The 24519-nt window shown below is 69.4% G+C and carries 14 protein-coding genes; 6 read left to right on the top strand and 8 right to left on the bottom strand.

Annotated features, from left to right (window positions below; genetic code table 11):
* Window positions 1–20: 20 nt before the first annotated feature.
* From IPN47_19615 to IPN47_19605, 3 genes are all read right to left on the bottom strand, one after another.
* Window positions 21–1319, bottom strand: coding sequence for a cytochrome C (locus IPN47_19615; GenBank protein ID MBK9410209.1), 1299 nt, complete (start codon window positions 1317–1319; stop codon window positions 21–23).
* A gap of 381 nt (window positions 1320–1700) precedes the next feature.
* Window positions 1701–3464, bottom strand: coding sequence for a hypothetical protein (locus IPN47_19610; GenBank protein MBK9410208.1), 1764 nt, complete (start codon window positions 3462–3464; stop codon window positions 1701–1703).
* Between the two features lie 169 nt (window positions 3465–3633).
* Entirely contained in the window at window positions 3634–3981 is a 348-nt protein-coding gene (locus tag IPN47_19605) for a hypothetical protein (protein ID MBK9410207.1), read from the bottom strand.
* Window positions 3982–4254: 273 nt separating this feature from the next.
* Here IPN47_19605 and IPN47_19600 point away from each other — a divergent pair, with 273 nt between their 5' ends.
* Complete coding sequence (locus IPN47_19600; protein MBK9410206.1) at window positions 4255–6537, top strand: carbohydrate binding family 9 domain-containing protein; 2283 nt, start codon at window positions 4255–4257, stop codon at window positions 6535–6537.
* A 223-nt stretch (window positions 6538–6760) separates the two neighbouring features.
* On the opposite strand, the gene IPN47_19595 is transcribed toward IPN47_19600, so the two are convergent.
* From IPN47_19595 to IPN47_19585, 3 genes are read right to left on the bottom strand one after another with little or no spacing between them, the layout of a single operon-like run.
* Entirely contained in the window at window positions 6761–9937 is a 3177-nt protein-coding gene (locus IPN47_19595) for an efflux RND transporter permease subunit (GenBank protein MBK9410205.1), read from the bottom strand.
* On the bottom strand, window positions 9934–11103 hold the full coding sequence (locus IPN47_19590) for an efflux RND transporter periplasmic adaptor subunit (GenBank protein MBK9410204.1): 1170 nt from the start codon (window positions 11101–11103) through the stop codon (window positions 9934–9936). The genes IPN47_19595 and IPN47_19590 overlap by 4 nt, the downstream gene beginning before the upstream one ends.
* Window positions 11100–12608 (bottom strand): TolC family protein, encoded by a 1509-nt coding sequence (locus IPN47_19585; GenBank protein ID MBK9410203.1) that lies wholly within the window; start codon window positions 12606–12608, stop codon window positions 11100–11102. The genes IPN47_19590 and IPN47_19585 overlap by 4 nt, the downstream gene beginning before the upstream one ends.
* A gap of 290 nt (window positions 12609–12898) precedes the next feature.
* On the opposite strand from IPN47_19585, the gene IPN47_19580 reads away from it, so the two are divergent.
* On the top strand, window positions 12899–15577 hold the full coding sequence (locus tag IPN47_19580; GenBank protein MBK9410202.1) for an EAL domain-containing protein: 2679 nt from the start codon (window positions 12899–12901) through the stop codon (window positions 15575–15577).
* 129 nt (window positions 15578–15706) lie between these two features.
* Here IPN47_19580 and IPN47_19575 read toward each other — a convergent pair whose 3' ends face one another.
* A complete protein-coding gene (locus IPN47_19575; GenBank protein MBK9410201.1) occupies window positions 15707–18364 on the bottom strand; it encodes a prolyl oligopeptidase family serine peptidase in 2658 nt (885 codons plus the stop codon).
* A 172-nt stretch (window positions 18365–18536) separates the two neighbouring features.
* Here IPN47_19575 and IPN47_19570 point away from each other — a divergent pair, with 172 nt between their 5' ends.
* The 4 genes from IPN47_19570 (at window position 18537) to IPN47_19555 (ending at window position 22632) form a co-directional block, all read left to right on the top strand.
* Window positions 18537–20144 (top strand): peptide chain release factor 3, encoded by a 1608-nt coding sequence (locus IPN47_19570; protein MBK9410200.1) that lies wholly within the window; start codon window positions 18537–18539, stop codon window positions 20142–20144.
* A gap of 42 nt (window positions 20145–20186) precedes the next feature.
* Entirely contained in the window at window positions 20187–20570 is a 384-nt protein-coding gene (gene crcB, locus IPN47_19565; GenBank protein MBK9410199.1) for a fluoride efflux transporter CrcB, read from the top strand.
* A gap of 187 nt (window positions 20571–20757) precedes the next feature.
* Entirely contained in the window at window positions 20758–21717 is a 960-nt protein-coding gene (locus IPN47_19560) for a universal stress protein (protein ID MBK9410198.1), read from the top strand.
* A gap of 24 nt (window positions 21718–21741) precedes the next feature.
* Window positions 21742–22632: a universal stress protein gene (locus IPN47_19555; protein MBK9410197.1), complete on the top strand. Its 891-nt coding sequence runs from the start codon at window positions 21742–21744 to the stop codon at window positions 22630–22632.
* Window positions 22633–22755: 123 nt separating this feature from the next.
* Here IPN47_19555 and ettA read toward each other — a convergent pair whose 3' ends face one another.
* Entirely contained in the window at window positions 22756–24429 is a 1674-nt protein-coding gene (gene ettA / locus IPN47_19550; protein MBK9410196.1) for an energy-dependent translational throttle protein EttA, read from the bottom strand.
* Between the last annotated feature and the right edge of the window lie 90 nt (window positions 24430–24519).

Genomic DNA, 24519 nt, shown 5'->3' with positions numbered 1-24519 from the left:
CGCGTCGATTCAGTACCCCACTACCTGTCGTTCAGCGTGCGCAGGAATCGCACGAGCATGCGCTCCTCGACCGGCGTCAGCCCCAGGTTGCCGAGTTCGTCGCCGTTGACGTTGTCCGCGACTTCCGGCCGGGGCCAGCACGTCACGCCGAAGCGGGGATCGCTGGGCCCGATCCCTGTGGCGCATCGCGGGAGGACGTCGCGGGTGTTGTAGAAGTGCACGACCTGCTCGATTGACTTGAAGACGCCGTTGTGCATGAACGACTTCACCATCACCGGCGAGGGGCGCTTGTCGAGATTGCGCAGCGTGGGGACCTTCTGCGCACCGTAGAAGTCGCCGTCGCGCAGGAAACCACCGAGCCCGAAGTCGCGGAAGCCGCCCGCGAGGGTCGCCGGGTTCTCGGGATTGGCCGGCACACCGAGGTTGTCGAAGGTGAAGTCGGTCAGCATCGCGCGCTGGCCGTCGATGGGGTGACAGGCGGCGCAGTTTGCTTTCCCGTTGTAGAGTGCCAACCCGGCCATCTCGTCCTGCGTGAAACGCGCGGTGCCACGCATCACCTGGTCGAACTTGGAGTTGAAGGGGCTCACGCGTGACGACGCCTCGAAGGCGGCGATCGAGTACCCCACGCGATCGTACTCCTTCATGAGTTGCTGCCGATCGGTTGCCGACAGGGGAACGGTCGTCCCCTCTCGCCCGCACAGCTCGGCCATGCGGGAGGCCGCCGGGAAGTTGATCGAACCGATGGAGTTGCCCCAGCTGGCGCGCCAGAGCGCGGCGTACCGCGACTGCGAGATGCGATAGACGACGCACGCCGCGTCCGGGAGGGCCATCTCGACCGGATTGAGGAAGGGACCCAGCGCCTGCTCGGCCGCCGGATTTCCGAGGCGCGCGCCGGTGGCGCGCCCATCCCAGAAGTTGCCGCCGACCCACGCGCCGTCTGCGTCATCGAAGAAGAGCACGGGGCTGAACGCCGCATACGCCGCGCTCGGCGGACGACGGTTGCCGAAGCGCGTGGGGACGGAGCCGGCCATGACCGCGCCGTGCGCGTTGACCGTGCTGGAGGGGGCCGTGAAGCCGAATCGCGCGTCGTGACAGGACGCGCACGACTGGTTGCGGCGCAGCGAGAGGTTCTGGTCGCTGAAGATCATGTCGCCGAGTTCGACCATCGACGCCGGCGGCGTCGTGTTCGAGGACCACACGGCGGCCAGCGGCTCCTCGGCGCGCACAGGCTCGGTCATCGCCTGGTTGTCGCATGCGGCGAGCACGGCGGCGGCGAGGGCGCCGAGGGCCGATGTGAAACGACGAGAGGTGGATCTCACGGGGGGCCTCATCGGACGTGGAGGAGTTGGGGGGAACCCGGCCGGCGGCTCGCTCGGTGAACTGGTCGCGCGTCACGGTCGCGCTGTGCGCCAGCGCACAGATCGCCCGGAAGGAAAGGGCAATCGCGGGGCCAAGCGGAAATCGGCCGATTGTGCCCGTTCTCCCCCATTTCATCGACTGTTCACGTGAGGTTCATGTGGCGTTCATGAAACGCAGTGCGTTGCGGGCGCAACGCCCCGAGCGTGCAAGGATTTCGAAAGCATTGCAGGTCAATCGTTTACGTCTCCCCGACTCGCAAAGGAAACAAAAAGACGAGGGGTCGCGGAGTGACCCCTCGTCGTACGACCCCTCGTCGCCGGCCCGTCCGGCTGCGCCGCCCCTCAGTACCGCCAGCTGCGCAGGTCGGCCCCTGCCGGCGCCGTGCGCAGCATGCGTTCGACGGCCCACGGGAGCACCATCTGTGGATAGCGCAGCCGCGAGTAGGCGTTGCTGCGGGTGTGGTCACCGTTCCAGCAGTGTTCGTCGCGGTCGCCATAGTCCACGACCGCCTCGGCCTCGGGCTTCGTCTTGAGGAACTTCTCCACCTCGTAGACCGCGTTGTTGAGGTAGTAGTTGTCCATGTCGCCCACGAAGATGCGCAGCTTGCCGCGGAGCTTGGGGCCTAACGTGGCCCAATCGCGCTGCAGGATGTAGGAGAGGTCGTAGTTGTCGCGCCAGAACTTCGCCGTGACGGGGTCGATCTTTCCGCTCAGGCGGTCCCAGATGCGGCGGGGATATCCGTCGGGGCCCACGGGCGAGTAGACGCTCTCCCACACGTCCCACTGGTCGCCCGACCGCGCCTTGGTGCCTAACAAGTATTCGTACCGGTTCATCTCCTCGAGCGTCGCGTCCACGTGGCCCAGGTAGTTGCGGTGCCCGGGGCGCGGCGTGCGCTTCCACTGCGAACCGGCCCAGTAGGCGTTGGTGTCGCTGTAGATGTTCACCACCGTGTAGTGGCGGAAGTCGATCGGGTCTGGGCAGGCGATCCAGGCGCCGTTGTACTCGTCCGGATAGAACATCTGCACCGCCATCGACTCCCACCCACCGGTCGAGCCGCCGAAGACGAAGCGCGCCCACCCCTGCCCCAGGCCACGAAAGCGCTTCTCGATCTCGGGGATGAGCTCGTACTGGATCGCGTCGCCATACGGGCCGTTGTTGGCCGAGTTGACGGCATACGAATCGTCGTAGAACGGCGTGGCGTGCTGGATCTGCACGAGCAGCACGCGCGGGAAGCCGGGGCCGGTCCACTCGGTGAAGAACCTGTACGACTCCTCCTGCTGGATCCGGTTGTAGCCGGCGAGCGAGAAGCGTTCGCTGTAGTCGGGCTTGAGGTTCGGGTCGGGCGGGGTCTCGCGCCAGTTATCGGGGACGGTGGAGAAGTGCCCGTGGTTGATGACGAGCGGGTACCGCGACTGCGGGTGCGACTCGAACCCCTCGGGGAGCGTCACGAAGGCGGCGAGGTACATGTCGCGTCCCCAGAAGCGCGACAGGCGCTCGCTGCGGATGCGCACGTGCTTGACGTACTTCGTCTCCTGGAACGCCGGGATCGCGGGGATCACCTGGTCAACCGTCAGGCGCAACTCGCCGCCGCGCGCCGGGTCGACGGCGATGCTGCGCGGGACCGAGTAGAGGTTGCCGGGCTTGGCGTTCCACTTCTGCCCCTCGCCTTGGTCGGGAGGGAGCGACACCGTGACGCCGTCGCCACGCCTGAAGGTCTCGTAGCGGTTGAGGAGCGCCTGCACGCGATACGTCCCGCGCGGCAGCGCACCTAACGAGGCGAGCGGAAAGCCGAAGGCGCTGGCATCGATGACGCGCGTGTCACCGGGCTTCCAGTCGGTGACGTCGATGGCGAAGGCCGGCTGCGTGCTGACGCCGTACCCCACCTGGAAGCGCGGCTCGGCGCTCGAGTCGGCGGAGAAGACGACGACGAGGCGCCCGTCCAGCCCGGTCGCACCGCCGGGGATCCCGCCAGGGATGGTGGCGGGAAGGGTGACGGCGATGCGAAGCCGAGTACCGGCCGATTGCGCGTGGGCCGGCGACACGGCGGCAAGGGCGAGCGCGACGCCGACGGCAACCGTCGCGCGTCGGGAGCGGAGTGACGACATGGGAGATCCTCGGGTGGGCGGGCGGCGGCAACGTGCATCGCCCCCGACGCGCCGTCAAATCACCGTGTCGTTTTGGGGGGGTGAGTTTGTGGGGCGCGCGCCGATGATCGCACAGGTGAGCGCGCCGGTGAGCGCGCCGGTGAGCGCGCCGGTGAGCGCGAAGTCCAGCTCAGCTCGCGGGCGGCACGCGCTCGGGGAACCCCTCGTCGTTCCAGAACCACCGCGACCCATCGGAGGCTTCCACGCCGCTGGCATCGCGCCAGGCGTCGGGGATGGGGTGCGGCATGGCGACGATCGCGTCCTGGGCGATCTCGAAGAGGACGAAATCGAGCTTCCCGCGCGCCGGCCTGCCGATCTCGACGCGCACGCGCCACCCGCCGCTCCACTCGCGATAGAAGCGGATGGACGTGTGCTGATCGGGGAGGCGGCGCTCCAGTTCGCGCTCCACCAGCTCGCGGGCGACGGGGGCCAGTTCCTGCAGGTCGGTCAACGGGCGCGGGGGGGCGGCGTCGGGCATGCGAAGCGGGCGTCGGTCCTCAGGCGGGGCTCAAAGGCGGGGGACGATCATGGTGGTGCCCCGCAAGCGTGCCCAAGGTAGTGCGCCAGCACGCCGCCCGGCACGCTCCGTTCACTCGATCTGCGGCGGGGGGCGGTGCCTTCCGATGAGGCGTGCCGAGGCGCAGCTTCGCCCCGTCGCCTCGCCGTCGCGTTGTACCGTCGCGCAGCGCAGCGCCGCGCCCGCGTTCGACGTATGGACGGGGACGTCTCCTCTCCTCCTCACGACTTCTTCATGCAGCTGTCCGCCTTCACGACCGGTGTCAGGCTGACCCCGGTCGCCGTCTCCTGCCTACTGGCCCTCGCGATTCCCGTCACCAGCCGTGCGCAGGAGGTGACGCCATCCGCCACCAACCGCGCGCTGCGGACCGCCCGAGTGGGGGCCGCGCACACCATCACCAAGGCGCCGGTGATCGACGGTCGCCTGGACGACGCCGAGTGGAAGGACGGTGAGCCGTTCCGCGGCTTCGTGCAGCGCGAGCAGAGCGAGGGGGCGCCGGCCACCGAACGCACCGAGATTCGCTTCCTGACCGATGGCGAGGCGCTGTACATCGGCGCGTGGCTGTACGACCGCGAGCCCGCGGGGATCGTCCCGGGTGAGAAGGTGCGCGACGTGACGCTGACCAACAGCGACTACGTGGCCATCATGCTCGACACGTTCCACGACAAGCAGAACGGCTTCCTCTTCGCCACCACCCCCGCGGGGATCGAATACGACGGGCAGATCATTCGCGAAGGCGAAGGGGGCGGGGTGATGCAATCCGGGCAGAACCGGATGCAGGCGGGATCGATGGGAGGGTTCAACCTCAACTGGGATGGCAGCTGGCGGGTGGCGACGACGAGCGACTCGCTGGGGTGGTACGCCGAGTTCCGCATCCCGTTCTCGACGCTGCGGTACGGGGGCGCCGCGGTGCAGACGTGGGGGCTCAACGTGGCGCGCATGATTCGCCGCAAGAACGAGGAGTCGTTCTGGTCGTTTGTCCCGCGGCAGTTCAACCTGTACCGCATGTCGCTCGCGGGGACGCTGGAAGGGCTCACGGTCCCGGTGCGCCGGGTGGCGACCGTCACGCCGTACGTACTGGGATCGGCGACGCGCGACTTCGTGTCGCAGACGAAGGCGAAGTACCCGGTGGAGTGGGGGGCCGACATGAAGTACGGCCTCACGCCAAGCCTCACGCTCGACCTCACGTACAACACCGACTTCGCCCAGGTGGAGGTGGACGAGCAGCGCACGAACCTCACGCGCTTCCCGCTCTTCTTCCCGGAGAAGCGTCCCTTCTTCCTCGAGAACGCCGGCGTTTTCTCCGCCGGAACGCCGCAGGCGGTCGACCTCTTCTTCAGCCGCAAGATCGGGATCGACAACGGGACGCCGGTCCCGATCATCGGCGGCGGGCGCCTCACGGGGCGCGTGGGGAGCACGACGGTCGGCGCGATGCAGATCTTCACCGACGACGCCCCGGGGGGGACGCTGGCCGGCCAGTCGTACACGGTGCTGCGCGCGCTGCGCGAGGTGTCGCGCCGCTCGCGCATTGGCGTGATGGGCGTGCAGCGCATGACCACCGACAGCTCCGGCAGCTACAACCGGACCTTTGCGGTGGACGGGCGCGTGGGACTCGGCGATGCGTGGACGCTCGACTGGTGGGGGGCGACGACCCAGACGCCCAACCGCAGCGGTGACGAACTGGGCTACAGCGCGCGCGCGGCGTACACCACACGCGACTGGAACAACAGTGTGCGCTTCCTGCAGATCGGCGAGGACTTCAATCCCGAGGTCGGGTTCCTGAGCCGCCCGGCCGGTTACCGCTTCTACGACGTCAACTTCATGCGCTACGTGCGCAAGACGGAGTGGGCGTCGTGGTTCCGGCAGTGGAACCCGCACGTGAACTACCGCGGCTACTACGGGCTGGACGACTTCTATCAGAGCGGGCAGTTCCACCTCGACTTCACGGAGATCGAGTTCTCGAGTGGCGCCCGCTTCGGCCCCGAGGTCAACGTCTTCCACGAGGGACTGCAGCGGCCCTTCGAGATCAACCCGGGAGACTCGCTCGGCATCGGGGGCTATGACTGGGTGCAGCTCGGCCTCGATTGGCAGACCAACCCGAGCGCGAATCTCTCGATGATCGTGCGCGGCGACTTCGGGCAGTTCTACACCGGGACGCGCAATGGCGGGACGGTGACGATCACCGCGCGGAGTGGGCCGAACATCTCGTCGTCGCTCCTGCTCGACTACCAGGACGTCCGGTTGCCCGACTTCAGCTTCACCCGGTCGCTCGTGGGGCTCAAGGCCGCCTATTTCTTCACGCCGCGCATCTTCATCCAGTCGCTGACGCAGTTCAACAATCAGCAGAAGATCTGGACCGCGAACGCGCGCTTCGGGTGGCTCAACACCGCCGGCACCGGGCTGTTTGTCGTCTTCAACGACGGCGAGGTGGCCAACTCGTTCTTCAGCTGGGAGCGGCCGCGCTCGCGGTCCCTCGTGGTGAAGTACACGAAGCAGTTCGGGACGGGGACGGACTGAGGGACGGAGACGGGAGACGGAGTGCGGCGGCGTGGCGCCCGGTGCTTGTCTGGAGGCTGGGGGCTTCCCGGGCGGGATGGACGGGAAGAGCGTTGGGCGGCGCGCACGGCGCGCCGCTCGAAGCTCGCACCCACCCACCCGTGGTACAACTTCACCTAGCAGATGCAACGCAAACGGCGCCGCTCGGCGCCGTTTGCACTCCCGTCTCCCGTCTCCCGTCCCCTCAGGTCACCCTCGGCGCCACCACCGACGCCGCCGCCGACTGCCCGCCTCCCGCGCGAAGCACCGGCGGTTCCGCCGCCACGCCCTCCTCCACCGGCTCGTCGCGCCGCCGCGTGCGCTTCATGAAGTCGTCGAAGTACGTGTAGATGACCGGCGTCACGTACAGGGTCACCAGCTGCGAGAAGGCCAACCCGCCCACCACCGCGATCCCCAGCGGGCGCCGCGACTCGGCGCCGGCGCCAGCGCCTAACGCGATGGGCAGCGTCCCCACCAGCGCCGCCATCGTCGTCATGCTGATGGGGCGGAAGCGCACCATGCACGCCTCGAAGATCGCCTCGAAGGCGTTCTTCCCGCCGGAGCGCTCGGCCTCCTGCGCAAAGTCGATCATCATGATCGCGTTCTTCTTCACCAACCCCACCAGGAGGATCACCCCCACCCACGCGTAGACGCTCAGCTCCGTCCCGGTGAGGAGCAGGGCGAGGAAGGCGCCGAAGGCCGCGAACGGAATGCCGGAAAGGATCGTGATGGGGTGGATGAACGACTCGTACAGGATCCCGAGCACCACGTAGATCACGAAGATCGCGACCAGGAAGAGCATCCCCAGCCCGCGCTGCGTGTCCTGGAACGCCTGCGCCGCACCGGCGAAGCCGGTGCTGATCCCCTCGGGGAGGAGTTCGCGCGCCGCCCCCTCCACCTCGTTCACCGCCTCACCTAACGACGCTCCTTCGCGCAGGTTGAACGAGAGCGTGACCGACGGGATCTGTCCCGTGTGGTTCACCAGCTGGGGGCCGATCGTCCGGTCGGCGCGCGCCACGGTGGAGAGCGGCACGAGCACGCCACTGCGCGACCGCACGTACAGCAGGTCGAGCGCGCTCAGGTCGCTCTGGAACTCCGGGAGGAGCTCCATGATCACCCAGTACTGGTTGTTCGGCGTGTAGATCGTCGAGACCTGCCGCGACCCGTACGCGTTGTACAGCGCCTGCTCGATCTGCTCCGCACTCACGCCCAGTCGTGAGGCATGGTCGCGGTCGAGGGTGATGGTCGCCTGCGGGTTGCGGATCTGCAGGTCGGTGGAGATGTCGGTGAGGGCGGGGAGCGTGCGTAGCTTGGCTTCCATGGCCTGCGCCGCCGGATAGAGCACGTCGAGGTCGGCCCCCTGCAGCGTGTACTGGTACAGCGCCTTGGCGGTGCGCCCGCCAAGCTGGATGATCGGGGTGTTCTGCCAGTACACGGAGATGCCGGGGATGTCAGCCGTCTCCTTGGCGAGGATGCGCACCATCTCGTCGGCGCTCGGGCGCTCACCGCGCGGCTTGAGGCGCACGGTGAGGCGCCCCTGGTTCGGCAACCCGGTCGAGTTGCCCGACCCCGTCCCGATGTTCGACAGCACCGCATCGACGTACTGGTTCTTGCGCACGCGATCGGCGGCGAGCTTCTGGTGCGCGACCATGTCGGTGAACGACGTCCCCTGCGCCGTCTCGGTCGACGCACGAATGCGCCCGGTGTCCTCGCTGGGGATGAATCCCTTGGGGACCATCTGGAAGAGAACGACCGTCGCAATGAGCGTGACGAGCGAGAAGGCCATCACCGAGCGGCGATGTCCCATCGCCCAGCGCAGCGTGCGCTCGTAGAAGTGCAGCACCGCTTCGTAGCCACGCTCGAAGGCGTCGAAGATCGGGTTGTGGAGTTCCTGCTCGCCGTGGTGCCCCCCCTTGAGGAAGCGGGCGCAGAGCATCGGCGTCAGCGTGAGCGAGACGAACCCCGACACGAGGATGGCCGCCGCGATCGTCACCGCAAACTCGTGGAAGAGTCGCCCGACGATCCCGCTCATGAACAGCAGCGGGATGAAGACCGCGGTGAGTGAGATCGTCATCGACAGGATCGTGAAGCCGATCTCCTTGGCGCCGTCGAGCGCCGCCTGCATCGGCTTCTTTCCCATCTCGATGTGCCGGACGATGTTCTCCAGCATCACGATGGCGTCGTCGACCACGAAGCCCACCGCCAGGGTGAGCGCCATCAGCGAGAGGTTGTCGAGGCTGTACTTGAGCGACCACATCACCGCGAACGTCCCGACCAGCGACATGGGGAGGGCCAGCGACGGGATGACGGTCGCCGGCACGTTGCGCAGGAAGAGGAAGATCACCATCACGACGAGCGCGAGCGTCAGCACCAGCGTGAACTTCACGTCGGCCACCGACTCGCGAATCCCCTCGGAGCGATCGAAGAAGGTCTCGATCTCCACCGACTCCGGCATCTGCGCGCGCAGCGTGGGGAGGAGCGCATGCACCGCCTCGGCCACCTGCACGGTGTTGGTCCCCGGCTGCTTCTGCACGGCCAGCGTGACGGAACGCGTGTCGTTGAACCAGGCGGCCACGCGGTTGTTCTGGACGTCGTCCTTCACGCGCCCCACGTCGCGCAGCCGCACGGGGTTCCCGTTGCGATAGGCGACGACCAGTTCGGCGAACTGCGCGGCGTTCTCCAGCTGCCCGTCGGCTCTCACGGTGTAGGCCTTGTTGGGCCCCCAGAGCACGCCGGTGGGGAGGTTCACGTTCCCCTGCGACACGGCACTCGCCACCTCGTCGATCCCGATCCCGCGTGAGGCCAGGGCGCGCGGGTCGAGCTGGATGCGCGCCGCGTACTTCTGCGTCCCGAAGATCGACACCTGCGCCACGCCGCTGATGGTCGAGATGCGCTGCCCCAGCACCGTCTGCCCGTACTCGTCCAGCGCCGACAGCGGCAACGACTTCGAGCGCAGGTTGAGGTAGAGGAACGGCTCGTCGGCGGGGTTGGTCTTCTGTAGCGACGGCGGGACGATCCCCGGCGGGAGCTCCCGCAGCGTCTTGGAGATCGCCGCCTGGACGTCCTGCGCCGCCGCGTCGATGCTGCGATCGAGGGTGAACTGGATGGTGATGCTCGTGGCCCCTAACGAGCTGGAGCTCACCATGTTGTCGATCCCGGCAATCGTCGTGAACTGCTTTTCCAGCGGCGTCGCCACCGCGGAGGCCATCGTCTCCGGGCTGGCGCCGGGGAGCGACGCCGTGACGGTGAGCGTGGGGTAGTCGACGTTGGGGAGGTCGCTCACCGCCAGCTGCCGATACGCCATCGTCCCGAAGGCGAGGATGGCGATCATGACCAGCGTGGTCATGACCGGACGACGGATGAAGAGCGCGGTGAAGTTCATGGGGTCCCGCCCTGCTTGGCGGGAGCGGCGGTGGCCGCCCCCCCAGCCGCCTTGATGCTCACCTTGGAGCCCGGCGCCAACTTCCCCTGCCCGTCGGTCACCACGCGCTCGCCGGCGTCGAGCCCCTGCTCGATGACGGTCTGGTTACCCACCTGACGGCCGGCGACGACCGGCTTCATCACCGCCGCCCCCTTCGCATCGACGGTGAAGACGAAGGTCCCGTCCTGTCCCGCCTGCACCGCCTGGCTCGGGACCAGCACCGCGCTCGAATCGCTGAACAGCTCCAGCTCCACACGCACGAACTGCCCGGGCCACAACCGCCGGTCGTCGTTGGCGAAGCGCCCCTTGAGCGTGACGGTGCCCGTGGTCGTGTCGACCCCGTTGTCCACGAAGCTCAGCTGCCCGACGATCGGCTGCGAATCGTTGGCCGAATGGAGGGCACGCACCGGGAGTGCCCCCTGCCCCGCATACCGTTGCACCTGTGGAAACTCGCGCTCCGGCACCGAGAAGCGCACCAGGATGGGGCGGATCTGGTTGATCACCACCAGCGGCGGGACCGCCCCGGGGCGCACCAGGTTGCCGGCGCGCACGAGCAAGCTCCCCGTCTTGCCAGCGATGGGGGCGCGAATCGTCGCGTTGTCGAGGTTGAAGCGGGCGTTGGCGACCGCGGCGCGATCGGCATCGACCACGGCGGCGAGCGCCGTGGCGTTGGCCGCCGACTGGTCGGCCTGCGCGCGCGTGACGTAGTCCTTCTGCACCAACGCGGCAAAACGCGCCGAATCGCGCTTCGCATTCTCCGCCTGTGCCACGTCGCGCGCCAACACCGCCTCGGCCTGCCGCAGCGCCGCCTCGTACGGACGCCGGTCGATGGTGAAGAGCAGCTGCCCCTGCTGCACCTCGTCCCCCTCGCGAAAGTGGACCGCGAGCAGGACGCCCCCCACCTGCGATTGCAGCGCCACCGACTGCTGCGGCTCGACCAGCCCGTTCGCGGTCACGACATACGGCGCCGCGCCACGCGCCGACGTCGCCACCGTGACCGCCACGGGCGGCCGGGTGGGTGCCGCGGGCTTTTTGCAGCCGACGGCCACCAGGGCCGCACTGGCGAGCAGCAGCGTCGCGGACCGGGAACGAACGACCGCAGGCGCGAGGGAAACGAACCACGTCATCGAGGCAATCCAGCGGTAGAGTCGGGAGAAACGCGAGGGGCCATGGCCCCCGCCGGAGTGAGCGCTCCCGCATCGCGGGCGAGCTGTGCGAGCACCGAATACCAGGTCCAGCGCGCCGTGACCGATTGCGCCCGCGCATCGGCGAGCGCCCCCTGCGCCGTCAGCACGTCGAGCATGCTCCCCACCCCCTCCGCATACCGCCCGCGCGCCACCTGCTCGGACTGCGTGGCACTCGCCAGCAGGTTGGCCGAGGTGGTGACGCGCTGCGCCGCCGTGCGCAGCGCATGGTAGGAAGTGAAGACCTGCGCCGCCGCCTGCAACCGCGCCTGCTCGGCACGGGCCAGTGCGGCGGCCGCGTTCTCGCGGGCGACGACCACGTCGTACTGCCGCGCGAGCCCGCTGAAGATCGGGATCTGCACCCCGAACGACAGCGCATAGGTCTGCCCCTCGAGGGCGGGCGCGTTGGAGAAGTTGCGCCCGGCCGAGCTTCCCATGGTCAGGCTGGGGAGCGTCGCGGATCGGGCGACCTGCACCTGCGCTTCCCCCTGTCGCGCCAGCGCCCGCGCGGCCGCCAGGTCGGGACGGTCTCGTTCGGCACGGGCGATCAACGAGTCGACGCTCTCGCCGAGCTCGCGCAGCGGGAGTGGGGTGGTGTCGATGGCGACCTCGAAGGGACGGTTGGCCTCGAGCCCCATCGCCAGCGCGAGCGTCGCGCGCGCCCCCTGCAGCGCCCCGTCGGCCCCCTGCTGCGCCAGCTCGGCCTGCGCCAGCGCCGTCCGCGCCTGCAGCACGTCGGCGATCGTGGCCAGCCCCACCTCGTGGCGGCGATCGGCCGCCGCGAGGTTCTCGCGCGCCGTCTGGACCGTGGCCAGCGCCGCGAGCAGGACACCGCGCGCCGACTGGTACGCGAAGTACCCCTGTTGCGTCTGCAGCATCACCGACTGCACGGTCGCGTTATGGGCGAAATCGGCGGCAAAGAGCGCCTCGCGTGCCCCGCGCGCGGCGCCGCCGCGCCCCCCGAAGTCGAGCAGGAGGTACTGGAGCGCCACCGACGGCACCCAGGTGGTGCGGTTGGAGGGGAGGCGCGCCGGGTTGGCCGAGATGGCGCGCGCCGGCCCGCCGGCCACGTCGCCGGTGATGGTCGGGAGAAAGCGCCCGTTCGCCGAGCCGTACGCCGCCGCCGCGGCGCGTGCCTGCGCCCAGCTGGTGCGCGTGAGCGGGCTGTTGCCCAGCGCCAGATCGACGACGTCGGCCAGCGACAGCTGCTGGATCCGCCCCGCGACGTCGGCGGGGACGCTGGCCTCGCGCGGCGCGCCCCCGCGCGGCGACGCCGCGCGCTCGGCGGGGGTGAACGGTGCCCCGGCGCCGGCCGGCGGCGACCAGGGGCGCCCGGCGGCCGGGCTGACGCTCGCCACGCCGCCGACGGTGCGTGGCGGCGCCGAGGCGCACGACGCGCTGGCGAGGACGAGGGCCCCACACGCCGCAAAGCGACTGACGAGGCCCACGGATATCTCGAAATGCCGCATGGAGTCGCGACGAAGGTGCTGGAGGCTGCGCCTCCACCTACCGCACGTCGGTCCGGGCCTGGAGGGCTCACCGGAGCTACGCGGCTTCGTGGAGGAGCGTTGTCGGGGAGGAGACGTTGTCGCCGAATACTTGTGAAGTCCACATGCCCCCTCATGTGCCGTTTCACATGAGCGCTGGCGCGCTGCAGCGGGGGAAGCGGGCGGCCGAAACTCATCCCCAAGGCTGCCGCCCTCGCCCCCCGCTCGTCCCTCCCGTCGCTCGGACCGTTTTGCCCCGTCCCGTCACCCCCACCAGCTCCAGCGTCTCCGCGCACGACCTGATCGCCCGGGAGCGCACGATCTTCCAGCGGGAGCTCCTGAAGCGCGCGATTCAGGTGCGTTTCCGCCTGGTGATCCTGTGCCTCGCCCTGGGCGCGCTCGATCTCGCGTTCGACGTGCTGGACGGGCCGTGGCAGGTGCTGGTGGTCGACTCGGTGCTGATGCTGCTCATCAACGAGCTGGTCGGGAGCTGGAACCGGCGTGGCGTCGCCGACGAGCGCCACCTGTGGGGGATGCAGCTCCTCGACTCGATCATGTTCGGGATCCTCGTGGTCTCGTTCGGCGGCGACGGGCACCTCGTCATTCCGTTCCTGATCTACGCCGTCGCCGGGTACGCGATGGGGCATCCCAGCGCGGCGCGGGTGCAGCTGGTCCTGGGATGCACGATCTACCCGGTCGCGCACTACATCGGCATGCGCGTGATGGGGCCGCACGAGCAGGCGGTCGCGCACATCCTCGTCGAGACGTTCTGCCTGGGGGCCATCTCGTGGCTCTCGATGCAGAACCCGATTCGCTACATGCATCGCGTGCGGCGGGCGCGGCGGGCGCTGGCCGATCTGGCCGAGGGCGACTTCTCGGTGCGCCTGCCGACGCGTGCGCTGGATGACGTCGGATTCCTGGGGGTGAGCTTCAACGTCACCGCCGAGAAGCTGGGGACGGCGGTGCGTTCGCTCGAAGATGAAGTGGAGGAGCGCGCCCGCGCCGAGGAGTCGATGCGCGCCGCCCGCCACGACGCCACGCAGATGGCAGAACGGATGGCCGCGGTGGCCGACGCCGCGGCCGGCGTGCTGGCGGCCGGCTCGGCGCGCGCGCTGCGCGACGTGCTGCGCCAGTCGTGCGAGCGCGTGCTGGACATGCAGGAGTTCGCGCTGGCGCTGCTGGATGCGCGCACCGGGACGTTGCACCTGCTCGGTGATTCCCCCGACGACGACCAGACGGTCGCGCTTCCGCTCAAGGGCGACCTGCGCCGCGTGATCGACGAGCGCGGCACGCTCATCTCGGTGGACGAGTGCGGCGGGGTGTCAGGGGCGAGGGAGAAGACGGTGGCGACGGAACCGCGCGCCGGGTCGATGATGCGCACGCCGGTCATCGTGGGGGAGGAGGTGGCGGCGGTGCTGGCGATCTGCAGCCGGGAGGCGGAGGCGTACGGTCCCGCCGACGTGGCGGTCCTCGAGGCGCTGGCGGCGCTGGCCTCCACGGCGCTGAGCAACATCCTGCTGGTCGACGAGCTGCGCTCGTCGCGCGAGGCGTTGTCGCACCAGGCGCACCACGACGGGCTCACCGGGCTGGCCAACCGCCGGCATTTTCGTGCGCGCGTGGTGCAGGCGCTGGCCAGCGGCCCGTCAGAACGCGTGGCGGTGTTGGCGCTCGACCTCGACGGCTTCAAGGGGGTCAACGACTCGTTAGGTCACGCGGCCGGCGACAAGGTGCTGCAGCAGGTCGCGGATCGCCTGCTGAGTGCGACGCGCGGGAGCGACCTGGTGGCGCGGCTGGGCGGTGACGAGTTCGCCGTCCTGCTGGAGCACGTCCCCGACGAGGCGCATGCGGTGGTGGTGGCCGACCGCATCCTGCGAGCGGTGTCGCAGCCCTTCACCGTCGGCGACCGGATGGTGGGGGTCGGGACGAGCATCGGGATCGCGGTCGGCGACCCGGCCGACGCGGACGGCGATGGCACGGCGGCAGCGGCAGCCGTGGCGGGCGACCGGCACCGCGACCCGGTCGAGGTGCTGCTGCACGAGGCCGACGTGGCGCTGTACCGGGCCAAGACGGCGGGGAAGTCGTGCTGGGTGATCTTCGAGTCGTCGATGCACGAGGAGGAGCGCGCACGCCGCCTGCTGGAGGACGACCTGCGGGAGGCGGTGCGTACCGGCGCATTGCAGCTGCTGTTCCAGCCGATCCACGAGCTGGCCACCGGTGACCTGCGCGGCGTGGAGGCGACGATGCGCTGGGAGCACCCGCAGCGCGGCACGGTGTCCCCCGCGGTCTGGCTCCCCGCGGCCGAGGAGAGCGGGATCATCGTGGAACTGGGGCAGGCGCTGCTCCAGCGCGCCTGCAGCGCGGTGGCGCGGTGGCCCGTTCCCGCCGGGCACGGGGCCCGCTCGCGCGGGGCGCTGGTGCTGTCGACCAAGGTGTCGCTCCGACAGCTGCAGGCCCCGACCTTCTACGCCGACGTGCGGAGCACGTTGGCGGCGTCGGGGCTCTCCGCATCGTCGCTGGTCCTCGAGGTGACGGAGGCCGCGCTCATGCAGGCGTCGGCCGCGGCCCGCGACCAGATGCAGCGCCTGCACCACCTGGGGGTGCGCCTGGCGATCGACGACTTCGGGATGGGGGCCTCGTCGCTCGGCTACCTGCAGGGGACGGCGGTGGACATGCTCAAGATCGACCGCGTCTTCGTGGGCGGGGTCGCCCGCGGCGGCTCGCAGACCGCCCTGGCCCGCACCATCGTGGCGTTAGGCAAGGCCCTGTCGCTGGAGACCGTCGCCGAAGGAGTCGACTCCGAGGCGCAACGCGTGAGCCTGCAGGCTCTGGGTTGCGAGCTGGGCCAGGGGACGCTCTTCTCCCGGCCGGTGCCGGAAGAAGCGATCGCTCGACTGTTGGCGGCGCAGGACGCGGAGGTTGGAGCGCTCTAGAGAGCGGAAGACGGGAAGACGGGAAGACGAGAAGACGAGTGAGCTCAAGAGCACTGGGGGGCCGGCACGCGAGTGCCAGCCCCCCAGGTCCGTTCTCTCGTCTTCCCGTCTTCCCGTCTTCCCGTCCTCTCAGGAGATAGGCTTCTGCGCCTTCACCGGCTTCTTCTCGCCCTGCTTCACGTACACGTCGAGCCAGGCGGTCCAGCGGGCCCACTGGTCCAGCAGCGTCTCCTTCGTGGCCGGGCCGTGGTCCTCGTACGGATACATGTACAGCGACGCGGTCTTGCCGAGTCCCTCGAGCGCGTGCATCAGGCGCTCCGAGGAGATCGGGGCCGTCCCGACGTTCTGGTCCTCGATGGAGTGGTACATGAGGAGCGCCCCCGTGAGCTGGTCGGCCTTGAAGAAGGGCGACATCTCGAGATACGTCTCCTGCCCTTCCCAGAAGTCGCGACGCTCGCTCTGGAAGCCGCTGGGGGTGAGCGTGCGGTTGTACATCCCGTCGCCGGCAATCCCCGCCTTGAAGTACGGCGTGTGCACCAGCGCATTCACCGTGGTGAAGGCGCCGTAGCTGTGCCCGCCGATCGCCAGCTTGGTGCGATCGATGAACTGCTGCCGGTCGAGTTCATCGATGACAGCCGACAGGTTCTTCTGCAGGTCGGTGACGTAGTTGTCGTTCATGCGCCCCGCCGCACCGATCACCGGCGGCGAGAAGTTGGCGACCGCGTACCCCTGCGTGACGAGATATTCGATCGTGCGCGGCCCGGCCTGCGGGAAACGGTTGATGTTCTCCGTGCGTAGCGTGCGGTCGTAGCCCGCCTGGTCGGTGTACTCGTACGGATAGAGCCAGAGCATCCCGGGGAGGCGCGTCCCGGCGACATAGCCGGCGGGAAGCGTCACGTTCACGATGAACTTGATCCCGTCGGCACGCGTCACCTCGACGCGCTTGCGCACGGCGTTGGTGAACTCGGGGGTGAGGTCGGCGTTGTTCGTCACCGGCGTGAGCGTCCCCGACGCCATCTCGCGCACGAAGGTGTTGGGGACCATCGACGGCGACTCGCGCGTCAGCACCGCCTTGCTGAAGTCGTCGTCCAGCGCGGCCACCACGTTGTCGAACGTGTCCGCCGCCCCTTCAAAGAGGCGCGTCTTCTTGGCCGACTTGATCTCGACCTTGTCGACGAAGCCGCGCGGGGCCTGCGTCTGCCAGTCCTTGAAGTAGCGCGTCCCCTCGAGGTACGCGTGCGTGCCATCGCTCGACAGCATCGCCACGTCGACCCCCATCTTGCCACGCCGCACCATCAGGTTGCCGGGGTTCTGGTAGAACGTGAGCGAGTCATCGCCCGCCCCGCCACGTCCGCCGCCGCCAAAGAAGCCACCGCGACGCCCGACGCTCGCGGTGATCCCGCGCAGGCGCCACAGCGTGTAGCGCTTGCCAGGTTCGTCGACGTACACCGCGTACACATGCCCCGTCCCCGTCGCGTTCTCGGCGACGAAGGCCACCTTGGCGTCGTCGGTGAAGAGGACGCCGCTCATGCGGGTGTCGCTCTCGTGGACGACCTTCTCGGTCCCGGTCGCGAACGGCGCCGCCCAGGTGAAGAGCTTGTCCTTGCGGCGCGCCCCGTTGGCCCCCGGGCCGCGCGGCGCCTCGGCCGTGTCGGCACCGGCCCCGCGCGCTGGCGCCGGATCCTGCTTGAGGAAGGTGAGCCCGCCCCCGTTGGGGAGCCAGGCGAAGTTGCGCCTGGCGGTGTCGGCCGCCTGCGACGCCACGGGGCCATCGGCCACCGGCGTGTCCCCTTCACGCAGCGGACGCACCACCAGCGTGGTCACGACCTTGCCGGCCGCGTCCCACAGCTCCTCGCGCTGCGCGAAGTTGGTGTACTGCACGATGTACGAGAACGGCGCATCCATGCGCGTCACGCGCACGTACTTGCCGTCGGGCGACGGGTCGATCGCGGCGATCATCGCCGGCGCGCCGATCTTGCTGACGGCCCCGCTCCGTGCATCGACCGCCGCGAGCTGCCCCGTGACGTAGTACTCCATCAGCTCCCGCTCGAACGCATCGCGCAGCAGCGACGCATACGTGCGCGTCTTGTTCTTGTCGCCGTCGGTGATGCGCACCAGCGGCCCGGTCTCGATCGCCGGGCGCTTGGGCTCGGGCTTGCGCCCGTCGGGAAGGAGGACCGTGAAGACCTTGCTCCCGTCGCCCGACCACTCCGGCGCGGTGACCAGCGTCGCCAGGAGCGACCCCGTGCCGAGCGGGCGCGACTTCCCCGTGGCGACATCGGCTACATACAGTTTGGTCGCGTTGTCGAAGTCGGCGAGGTACGCGATGCGCGACCCGTCGGGCGACCAGGCCGGCGAGGCGATCGTCGCCCCCTTGGGCGCCTCGATCGTCGTCACCTTCCCCGTCGTCGCCTCCACCAGCGCCAGCGACGTCGCCCCACGATTGGTGAGCGACCGCGCCCGGTTGGCCTGGTAGTCCACCTGCAACCCGGCGAAGTAGTAATGCGGCTTGCCGAAGACCTGCACCGACGGCAGCCCGTCCGTGATGGTCCGCAGGAAGTACCGGCGATCGGGGCTCAGGTCGGTGAGCGGCGCCTGGTTCTGGCGCGGCGCGCTCACCAGCCGGGCAATCGACGACGGCGGCGCGACGTACGTCTCCTTCGTCAGGACCTCGCGCGGCTGCCAGGTGGCATCGGCGTTCTGCTGCGCGAACAGGACGCTCGGCGTCGCCGTGAGGACGGCGGCCGCGAGGCGCCACGAACGGGAACGGACCAGCGAGTGTGACATGTGGGCTCCGGTGATGCTGTGACAGGCCCCGGGACGGACCTCGGCAGAGTATACGCGCCAGATGCCAAAAGCGCGGGAGGGGGGAAGACGCAATGGAGACGGACGCGCGTCCTGGCCTCCAGACCCCACTCGTCTTCTCGTCTTCTCGTCTTCTCACGCAGTAGTTTTGAGGATGCCCACAGAAGTCGCCCTCGAGCTCGAACGCGCCGTCTCCCACCGGCGCACCTTCGCCATCATCTCCCACCCCGACGCTGGGAAGACCACGCTCACGGAAAAGCTCCTCCTCTACGGCGGAGCCATCCACCTGGCCGGCGCGGTCAAGTCGCGCCGCGCCGAGCGGCACGCCACGTCGGACTGGATGAAGCTGGAACAGGAGCGCGGCATCTCCGTCACCTCGAGCGTCATGCAGTTCGAGTACGACGGCTTCGCGGTCAACCTCCTCGACACCCCAGGGCACGAGGACTTCTCCGAAGACACCTACCGGACGCTCGTCGCCGCCGACAGCGCCGTCATGCTCCTCGACAACCGCAAAGGGGTCGAGGAGCGCACGCGCCAGCTCTTCGAAGTCTGCAAGAAGCGGCGGACCCCGATCTTCACCTTCGTCAACAAGTGCGACCGTGTGGGCGAGGACTCGCTCAAGCTGCTGAGCGACGTCGAGGCCGACCTGGGGATCGACTGTCACCCCATCACCTGGCCCATCTTCCACGGCAACGCCTTCGTGGGCGTGTACGACCGGCGGCTCGACCAGGTGCACCTGTTCGGCAAGGACGAGCACCACGGCGCCACGCGCGCCATCGCCCAGCGCCTCCCGCTGCACTCCGCCGACACGCGCGCGCGCGTGGGCGACGAACCGTACGCGCAGCTGCTGCACGACATCGAGCTGCTCGACGCCGCGGGGCATCCGTTCGATCGCGACGCCGTGATGCGAGGCGAGCTCTCCCCGGTCTTCTTCGGCAGCGCGCTGACCAACTTCGGGGTCGAGCCGTTCCTGCGGGAGTTCCTCGAGTTGGCCCCGCCGCCGCTCCCGCGCGAAAGCACGACCGGGATCATCGAGCCGACCAACCCGAGCTTCACGGGCTTCGTCTTCAAGATCCAGGCGAACATGGACCCGCGGCATCGCGACCGCATCGCCTTCGTGCGGATCTGCTCGGGGCGCTTCGTCGCCGGGCTCGAAGTCACCCAGGTGCGCACCGGGAAGAAGGTCCGACTCTCGGCGCCGCAGCAGTTCATGGCGCGCGAACGCACCGCAGTGGAAGAGGCCTGGCCGGGGGACGTGATCGGCGTGATCGACCGCGGCAACCTCCGCATCGGCGACACGCTCGCCGAAGACGGCAATCCCGAGTTCACCGGGATCCCGCGCTTCCCCCCCGAGCACTTCGCGCGCGTCGTCCTCATCGACCCGATGAAGCGCAAGCAGCTCGACGCGGGGTTGCGACAGCTCACTGAGGAAGGGGCGGCGCAGGTCTTCTTCACCTCGCCCACCGAAGTCTCGGGTCCCACGCCGCTCATCGGCGCCGTCGGCATGCTGCAGTTCGACGTGATGCTGCACCGCCTCGAGCATGAGTACGGGGTGCGCTGCCGCCTGGAGAAGATCGCCGGGCGCTATCCGCGCTGGGTCACCGGCCCCAAGGACGCCATCGAGCGCGTGGGGCGCGAGCGCGGGCGCAACATCCTGTACGACGCCTTCGGCGCCCCGCTGATCCTCTTCGAGGATTCGTGGGGGCTGCGCTGGGCGCTGGAGCGCGAGACGAGTGTCAAGTTCCACGACTCCGCCCCGTGATCGACGCGTGAGGACGTCCTCCACTTCGTCAGCTGCAAACCCATGCGCCTGATCGGCGTCATCGCCATCGGGGGGGCGGCGGGGAGCGTGGCGCGCTTCCTGTTGGGGGCGCTGCTGCAACCTCGCGCGGCGGGGACCTTCCCGTGGGGGACCTTCACGATCAACCTCACCGGGTCGCTCCTGCTCGGCTTCCTGATGCGCGTGGCGATGGCCTCGAGCGCGATGTCGCCCGAGCTGCGCGCCCTGCTCACCGTCGGCTTCTGCGGCGGCTACACCACCTTCTCGACGTACAGCTACGAGACCGCGGTCCTCCTGGAGAGCGGGCACTACGGCAAGGCCGCGACCTATGCCGTCACGAGCGTGGTGCTCGCACTGGCCGGGACCTTCCTCGGCTTCATGGCCGCGCGCGAGTTCCTCGACCGGTAGCCACGACGGGCGAACCGACCGGCGCGGGGGCGCGCTGTAGGGGAATCGCGGCGTTCGGGGCATGGCCTGCCGTTGCCGTCCCGGTTCTGGTTCTCCATTGTTAGACAGAGGCCACGCGCCCGCGGGCCGTGCGTTTTCCGGATCGTCGACGCCGCTCGGCCTCCATCGCCAACCGGAGAAGGCGTCCATGCGCGTTATCCTCGTCCCAGTCGACGGCTCGCCGCTCGCCGAGACCGCCCTCCCCACCGCCATCGCCCTCGCGCGGCGCACCGCGGCCACGCGTGTCGATGCGGTCATCGTCGTCCCCGAGGCCGCCGACCCGCTCGCCACGAGCGGCGCCCCGGTCGCCGACGCCCGCCTCGATCACGACCTCCGCGTCGAGTCCGAGCGCTACGCCGCCGCGCTCCGCCTCCGCCTCCCGCAGATGGCGCCGGACGTCGCAACCGGCGTCACCCTCCTGCACGGACGTCCCGTGGAGCGCCTGGCCACTCGCGTGCTGGCTGGGGGGCACGACCTCATCGTGATGACCACGCACGGTCGCAGCGGGATCAGTCGCGCCTGGCTGGGGAGCGTGGCGGACGGGCTCCTGCGCAGCACGCTCACCCCGCTCCTGCTGCTGCGTGACGTCTCAGCCGCCGCCCCGCCGGCCGACGCTGGCTCCTTCGCGACCGTCGTCATCCCGATCGACGACGGGAGTGTCAGCGAGGAGATCATCGCCGACGCGCTCGCCGTCGCCGGCCACGAGGCGACGTATCACCTCGTGCACGTCGTGGTCCCGGTGCGCTGGCTCCCACCGCCGTCTGCGCTCGAGGTCGTAACCGCCGGCAGCGCTGACGCCGCCGACGCGGTCGACTCGGCCGACACCGCCGAGCGTCTCAGCGCCAAGCGCGATGCGGCGGTGCGGCACGTCGCCGCGGTCGCCGAGCGATTGCGCGCGCACGGGGTGCAGGTGCGGACGCACATCCCGGTGCACCAGAGCCCGGCCGAGGCCATTCTCGCCTACGCGCACGAGTGCGGCGCCTCGCTCATCGCCATGACGTCACACGGGCGCGGGGCGACGGCGCGACTGCTCATCGGCAGCGTGGCCGACAAGGTGGTGCGCGGGGCAACGGTCCCGGTGCTGGTGCGCGTCCCCGCGCATCGTTAGGCTGCCGTCGACAGGAGGGACGCCATGCCAATCCTCTGCGGAACCGATTTTTCGCCGGCCGCCGGCCACGCGCTGTTGGCCGCGACCGAGGTGGCCCGTCGCGCGGGAAGTGCCGTGCAGGTGGTCTGCGCGACCGGGGCCCGGCTACACGCCGCCGCGTTCCCTGACACGTCGCAGGGGGCGGGGGGGCTCGCCGCCACGCGTGCCGAGCGCCTCGCCGCCGAGGTCGCGCGCGTCCGGGCCGCGGGGGTTGCGGCTGACGGAGACCTCGACCCGCGGGTCGCGGAGGATGCGCTGGTGTCGCGCGCCCGGTCGCACGACGTCCCGCTGGTGGTACTGGGGGCCGTCGGGCATTCGGCGATCGAGCGCCTGCTGCTCGGGAGCGTCGCCGGACGGGTGGCCATGTCGTCGCCCGTCCCAGTGCTCGTGGTGCGCGAGGGGGGGGCATGGGAGCGCTGGCGCGCGGGAAGCGCGCCGCTCCGCGTGGCCGTCGCCTTCGACTCGGGCACCTCGGCGCGGGGGGCGCTGGCCTGGGCCGGGTGGCTGGCGTCGCTGGGCAACGTGCAGCTGACGGTGTGCCAGGTCGTCCACCCCGCCTTCGAGAACGAGCGCCTGGGCGCGTCGGGGCCGGGGGCGGGGATCGAACTCTTCCCGGCGACGCTCGACGCGCTCACCAGCGAGCTCGCCGCCCGCGTCGCCGTGGTGCTCCCCGATGCCCCCGTCGAGTTGCAGCTGGAGCCCAACCTGGGGCGCATCGACAGCGCGCTGATCGAATTCGCCCACGCGCGACACGTCGACCTGCTCGTGGTCGGCTCGCACCAGCGCCACGGCTTCGAACGTCTGTGGGAAGCGTCGGTATCGCGCGGCGTGTTGCATCACGCGCCGATGAGCGTGGCGGTGGTGCCTTTCGCCTGAGAAGAGGGAAGACGGGAGGACGAGAAGACGGGAAGACGAGATACGGACCCGCGGGCGCAGCACTCGGCGCTCGAGGGTATTCCCTCTCGTCTTCCCGTCTTCCCGTCTTCCCGTCTTCTGGGGCTACCGCACCAGCTTCCGGTACTGCACCCGATGCGGCTGGTCGGCATCCGGCCCCTTCCGCTTCTTGAGGTCCTCGATGTAGCCCTGGTAGTTCCCCTCGAACCAGACCACTTCCGAGTTCCCCTCGAAGGCCAGGATGTGCGTCGCCACACGGTCCAGGAACCAGCGATCGTGGGAGATGATCACCGCGCAGCCGGCGAAGTCGAGCACCGCTTCTTCCAGCGCGCGCAGCGTATCGACGTCGAGGTCGTTGGTCGGTTCGTCGAGCAGGAGCAGGTTGCCGCCGATCATCACCGTCTTCGCCAGGTGCAAGCGGTTGCGTTCGCCGCCCGACATGTTGGCGACGAGCTTCTGCTGGTCGCTCCCCTTGAAGCCGAACGAGCCGACGTAGGCGCGCGAGTTCATCTCCTTCTTCCCCACCGGGATCATCTCGCGCCCGCCGGAGATCTCGTCCCACACCGTGCGCGCCCCATCGAGCGTGCGCGTCTGGTCGCCGTACGAGATCTGCACCGTGTCGCCGATCTTGAGCGTCCCTTCGTCGGGCGTCTCCTGCCCCGTGATCATCCGGAAGAGCGTCGTCTTCCCCGCCCCGTTGGGGCCGATGATCCCGACGATGCCACCGCGCGGGAGGTCGAAGTTCACGTTCTCGAACAGCAGCTTGTCGCCGTACGACTTCTTGAGCCCCTTGGCGATCACCACGTCGTTGCCTAACCGCGGCGCCGGCGGGATGACGATTTCGTTCTGCGTCACCTTTTCCTGCTGCGCCTCGCTGGCCAGCTCCTCGTACTTCTGGATACGCGCCTTGCTCTTGGCCTGACGCGCCTTGGCCCCCATGCGCACCCACTCCAACTCGCGCTCGAGCGTCTTCTGGCGCGCGCTGGCCGACTTCTCTTCCTGCGCCATGCGCGTCTTCTTCTGCTCCAGCCACTGCGTGTAGTTCCCCTCGTACGGGAAGCCACTCCCGCGATCGAGCTCGAGGATCCACTTGGCCACGTTGTCCAGGAAGTAGCGATCGTGGGTGATGGCCACCACCGTCCCGGCAAAGTCGGCGAGGAAGTGCTCGAGCCACGCCACGCTCTCGGCGTCCAAATGGTTCGTCGGCTCGTCCAGCAGCAACATGTCGGGCTGCTCGAGCAGGACGCGGCAGAGCGCCACGCGGCGCTTCTCACCGCCCGAGAGCGTCGTCACGTCGGCGTCGGCCGGCGGCAGCCGCAACGCATCCATCGCCACCTCGATCTTGTTGTCGAGGTTCCACAGGTCCATGTGGTCGATCTTGTCCTGCACCTTGGCCTGCTCGTCGAGGAGCTTCTGCATCGCCTCGTCGCTCATCGGCTCGGCGAAGGCCATGGAGATCTCGTTGAAGCGGTTGAGCAGGTTGCGCTGCTCCTTCACTGCCAACTCGACGTTCCCCTGCACGGTGAGCGTCGGGTCGAGCTGCGGCTCCTGCGGGAGGTAGCCGATCTTCGTCCCCTGCGCCGCCCAGGCCTCACCGTTCCAGTCCTTGTCGACCCCGGCCATGATGCGCAGCAGGGACGACTTCCCGGCCCCGTTGCTCCCCAGGACGCCGATCTTGGCCCCGGGATAGAAGGAGATCCAGATGTCGTTGAGGATGACGCGCGACGGCGGGACCACCTTGGTCAACGCCTTCATGACGTAGATGAACTGCGGAGCCATTGCTTTGGAGACGGGGGACGGGAGACGGGGACCCGGACGGCGCGCCTGCAGCACGCGGCGTCGACGGGATACGGAATCTAACCGCAGACG

The organism is Gemmatimonadota bacterium (assembly GCA_016719105.1).
In the GTDB taxonomy this organism is placed as follows: Bacteria; Gemmatimonadota; Gemmatimonadetes; order Gemmatimonadales; family Gemmatimonadaceae; genus SCN-70-22.
Note: the sequence above shows the minus strand (reverse complement) of the source record. Positions and strands in the feature narration are given on the sequence as shown.

Excerpts from the sequence above, each read along its gene's own strand:
- IPN47_19605 (MBK9410207.1), bottom strand. The coding sequence starts at position 3,981 with ATGCCCGACGCCGCCCCCCCGCGCCCGTTGACCGACCTGCAGGAACTG.
- IPN47_19575 (MBK9410201.1), bottom strand. The coding sequence starts at position 18,364 with ATGTCACACTCGCTGGTCCGTTCCCGTTCGTGGCGCCTCGCGGCCGCC.
- IPN47_19570 (MBK9410200.1), top strand. The coding sequence starts at position 18,537 with ATGCCCACAGAAGTCGCCCTCGAGCTCGAACGCGCCGTCTCCCACCGG.
- IPN47_19600 (MBK9410206.1), top strand. The coding sequence starts at position 4,255 with ATGCAGCTGTCCGCCTTCACGACCGGTGTCAGGCTGACCCCGGTCGCC.
- ettA (MBK9410196.1), bottom strand. The coding sequence starts at position 24,429 with ATGGCTCCGCAGTTCATCTACGTCATGAAGGCGTTGACCAAGGTGGTC.
- IPN47_19590 (MBK9410204.1), bottom strand. The coding sequence starts at position 11,103 with ATGACGTGGTTCGTTTCCCTCGCGCCTGCGGTCGTTCGTTCCCGGTCC.
- IPN47_19610 (MBK9410208.1), bottom strand. The coding sequence starts at position 3,464 with ATGTCGTCACTCCGCTCCCGACGCGCGACGGTTGCCGTCGGCGTCGCG.
- IPN47_19555 (MBK9410197.1), top strand. The coding sequence starts at position 21,742 with ATGCCAATCCTCTGCGGAACCGATTTTTCGCCGGCCGCCGGCCACGCG.
- IPN47_19560 (MBK9410198.1), top strand. The coding sequence starts at position 20,758 with ATGCGCGTTATCCTCGTCCCAGTCGACGGCTCGCCGCTCGCCGAGACC.
- crcB (MBK9410199.1), top strand. The coding sequence starts at position 20,187 with ATGCGCCTGATCGGCGTCATCGCCATCGGGGGGGCGGCGGGGAGCGTG.
- IPN47_19595 (MBK9410205.1), bottom strand. The coding sequence starts at position 9,937 with ATGAACTTCACCGCGCTCTTCATCCGTCGTCCGGTCATGACCACGCTG.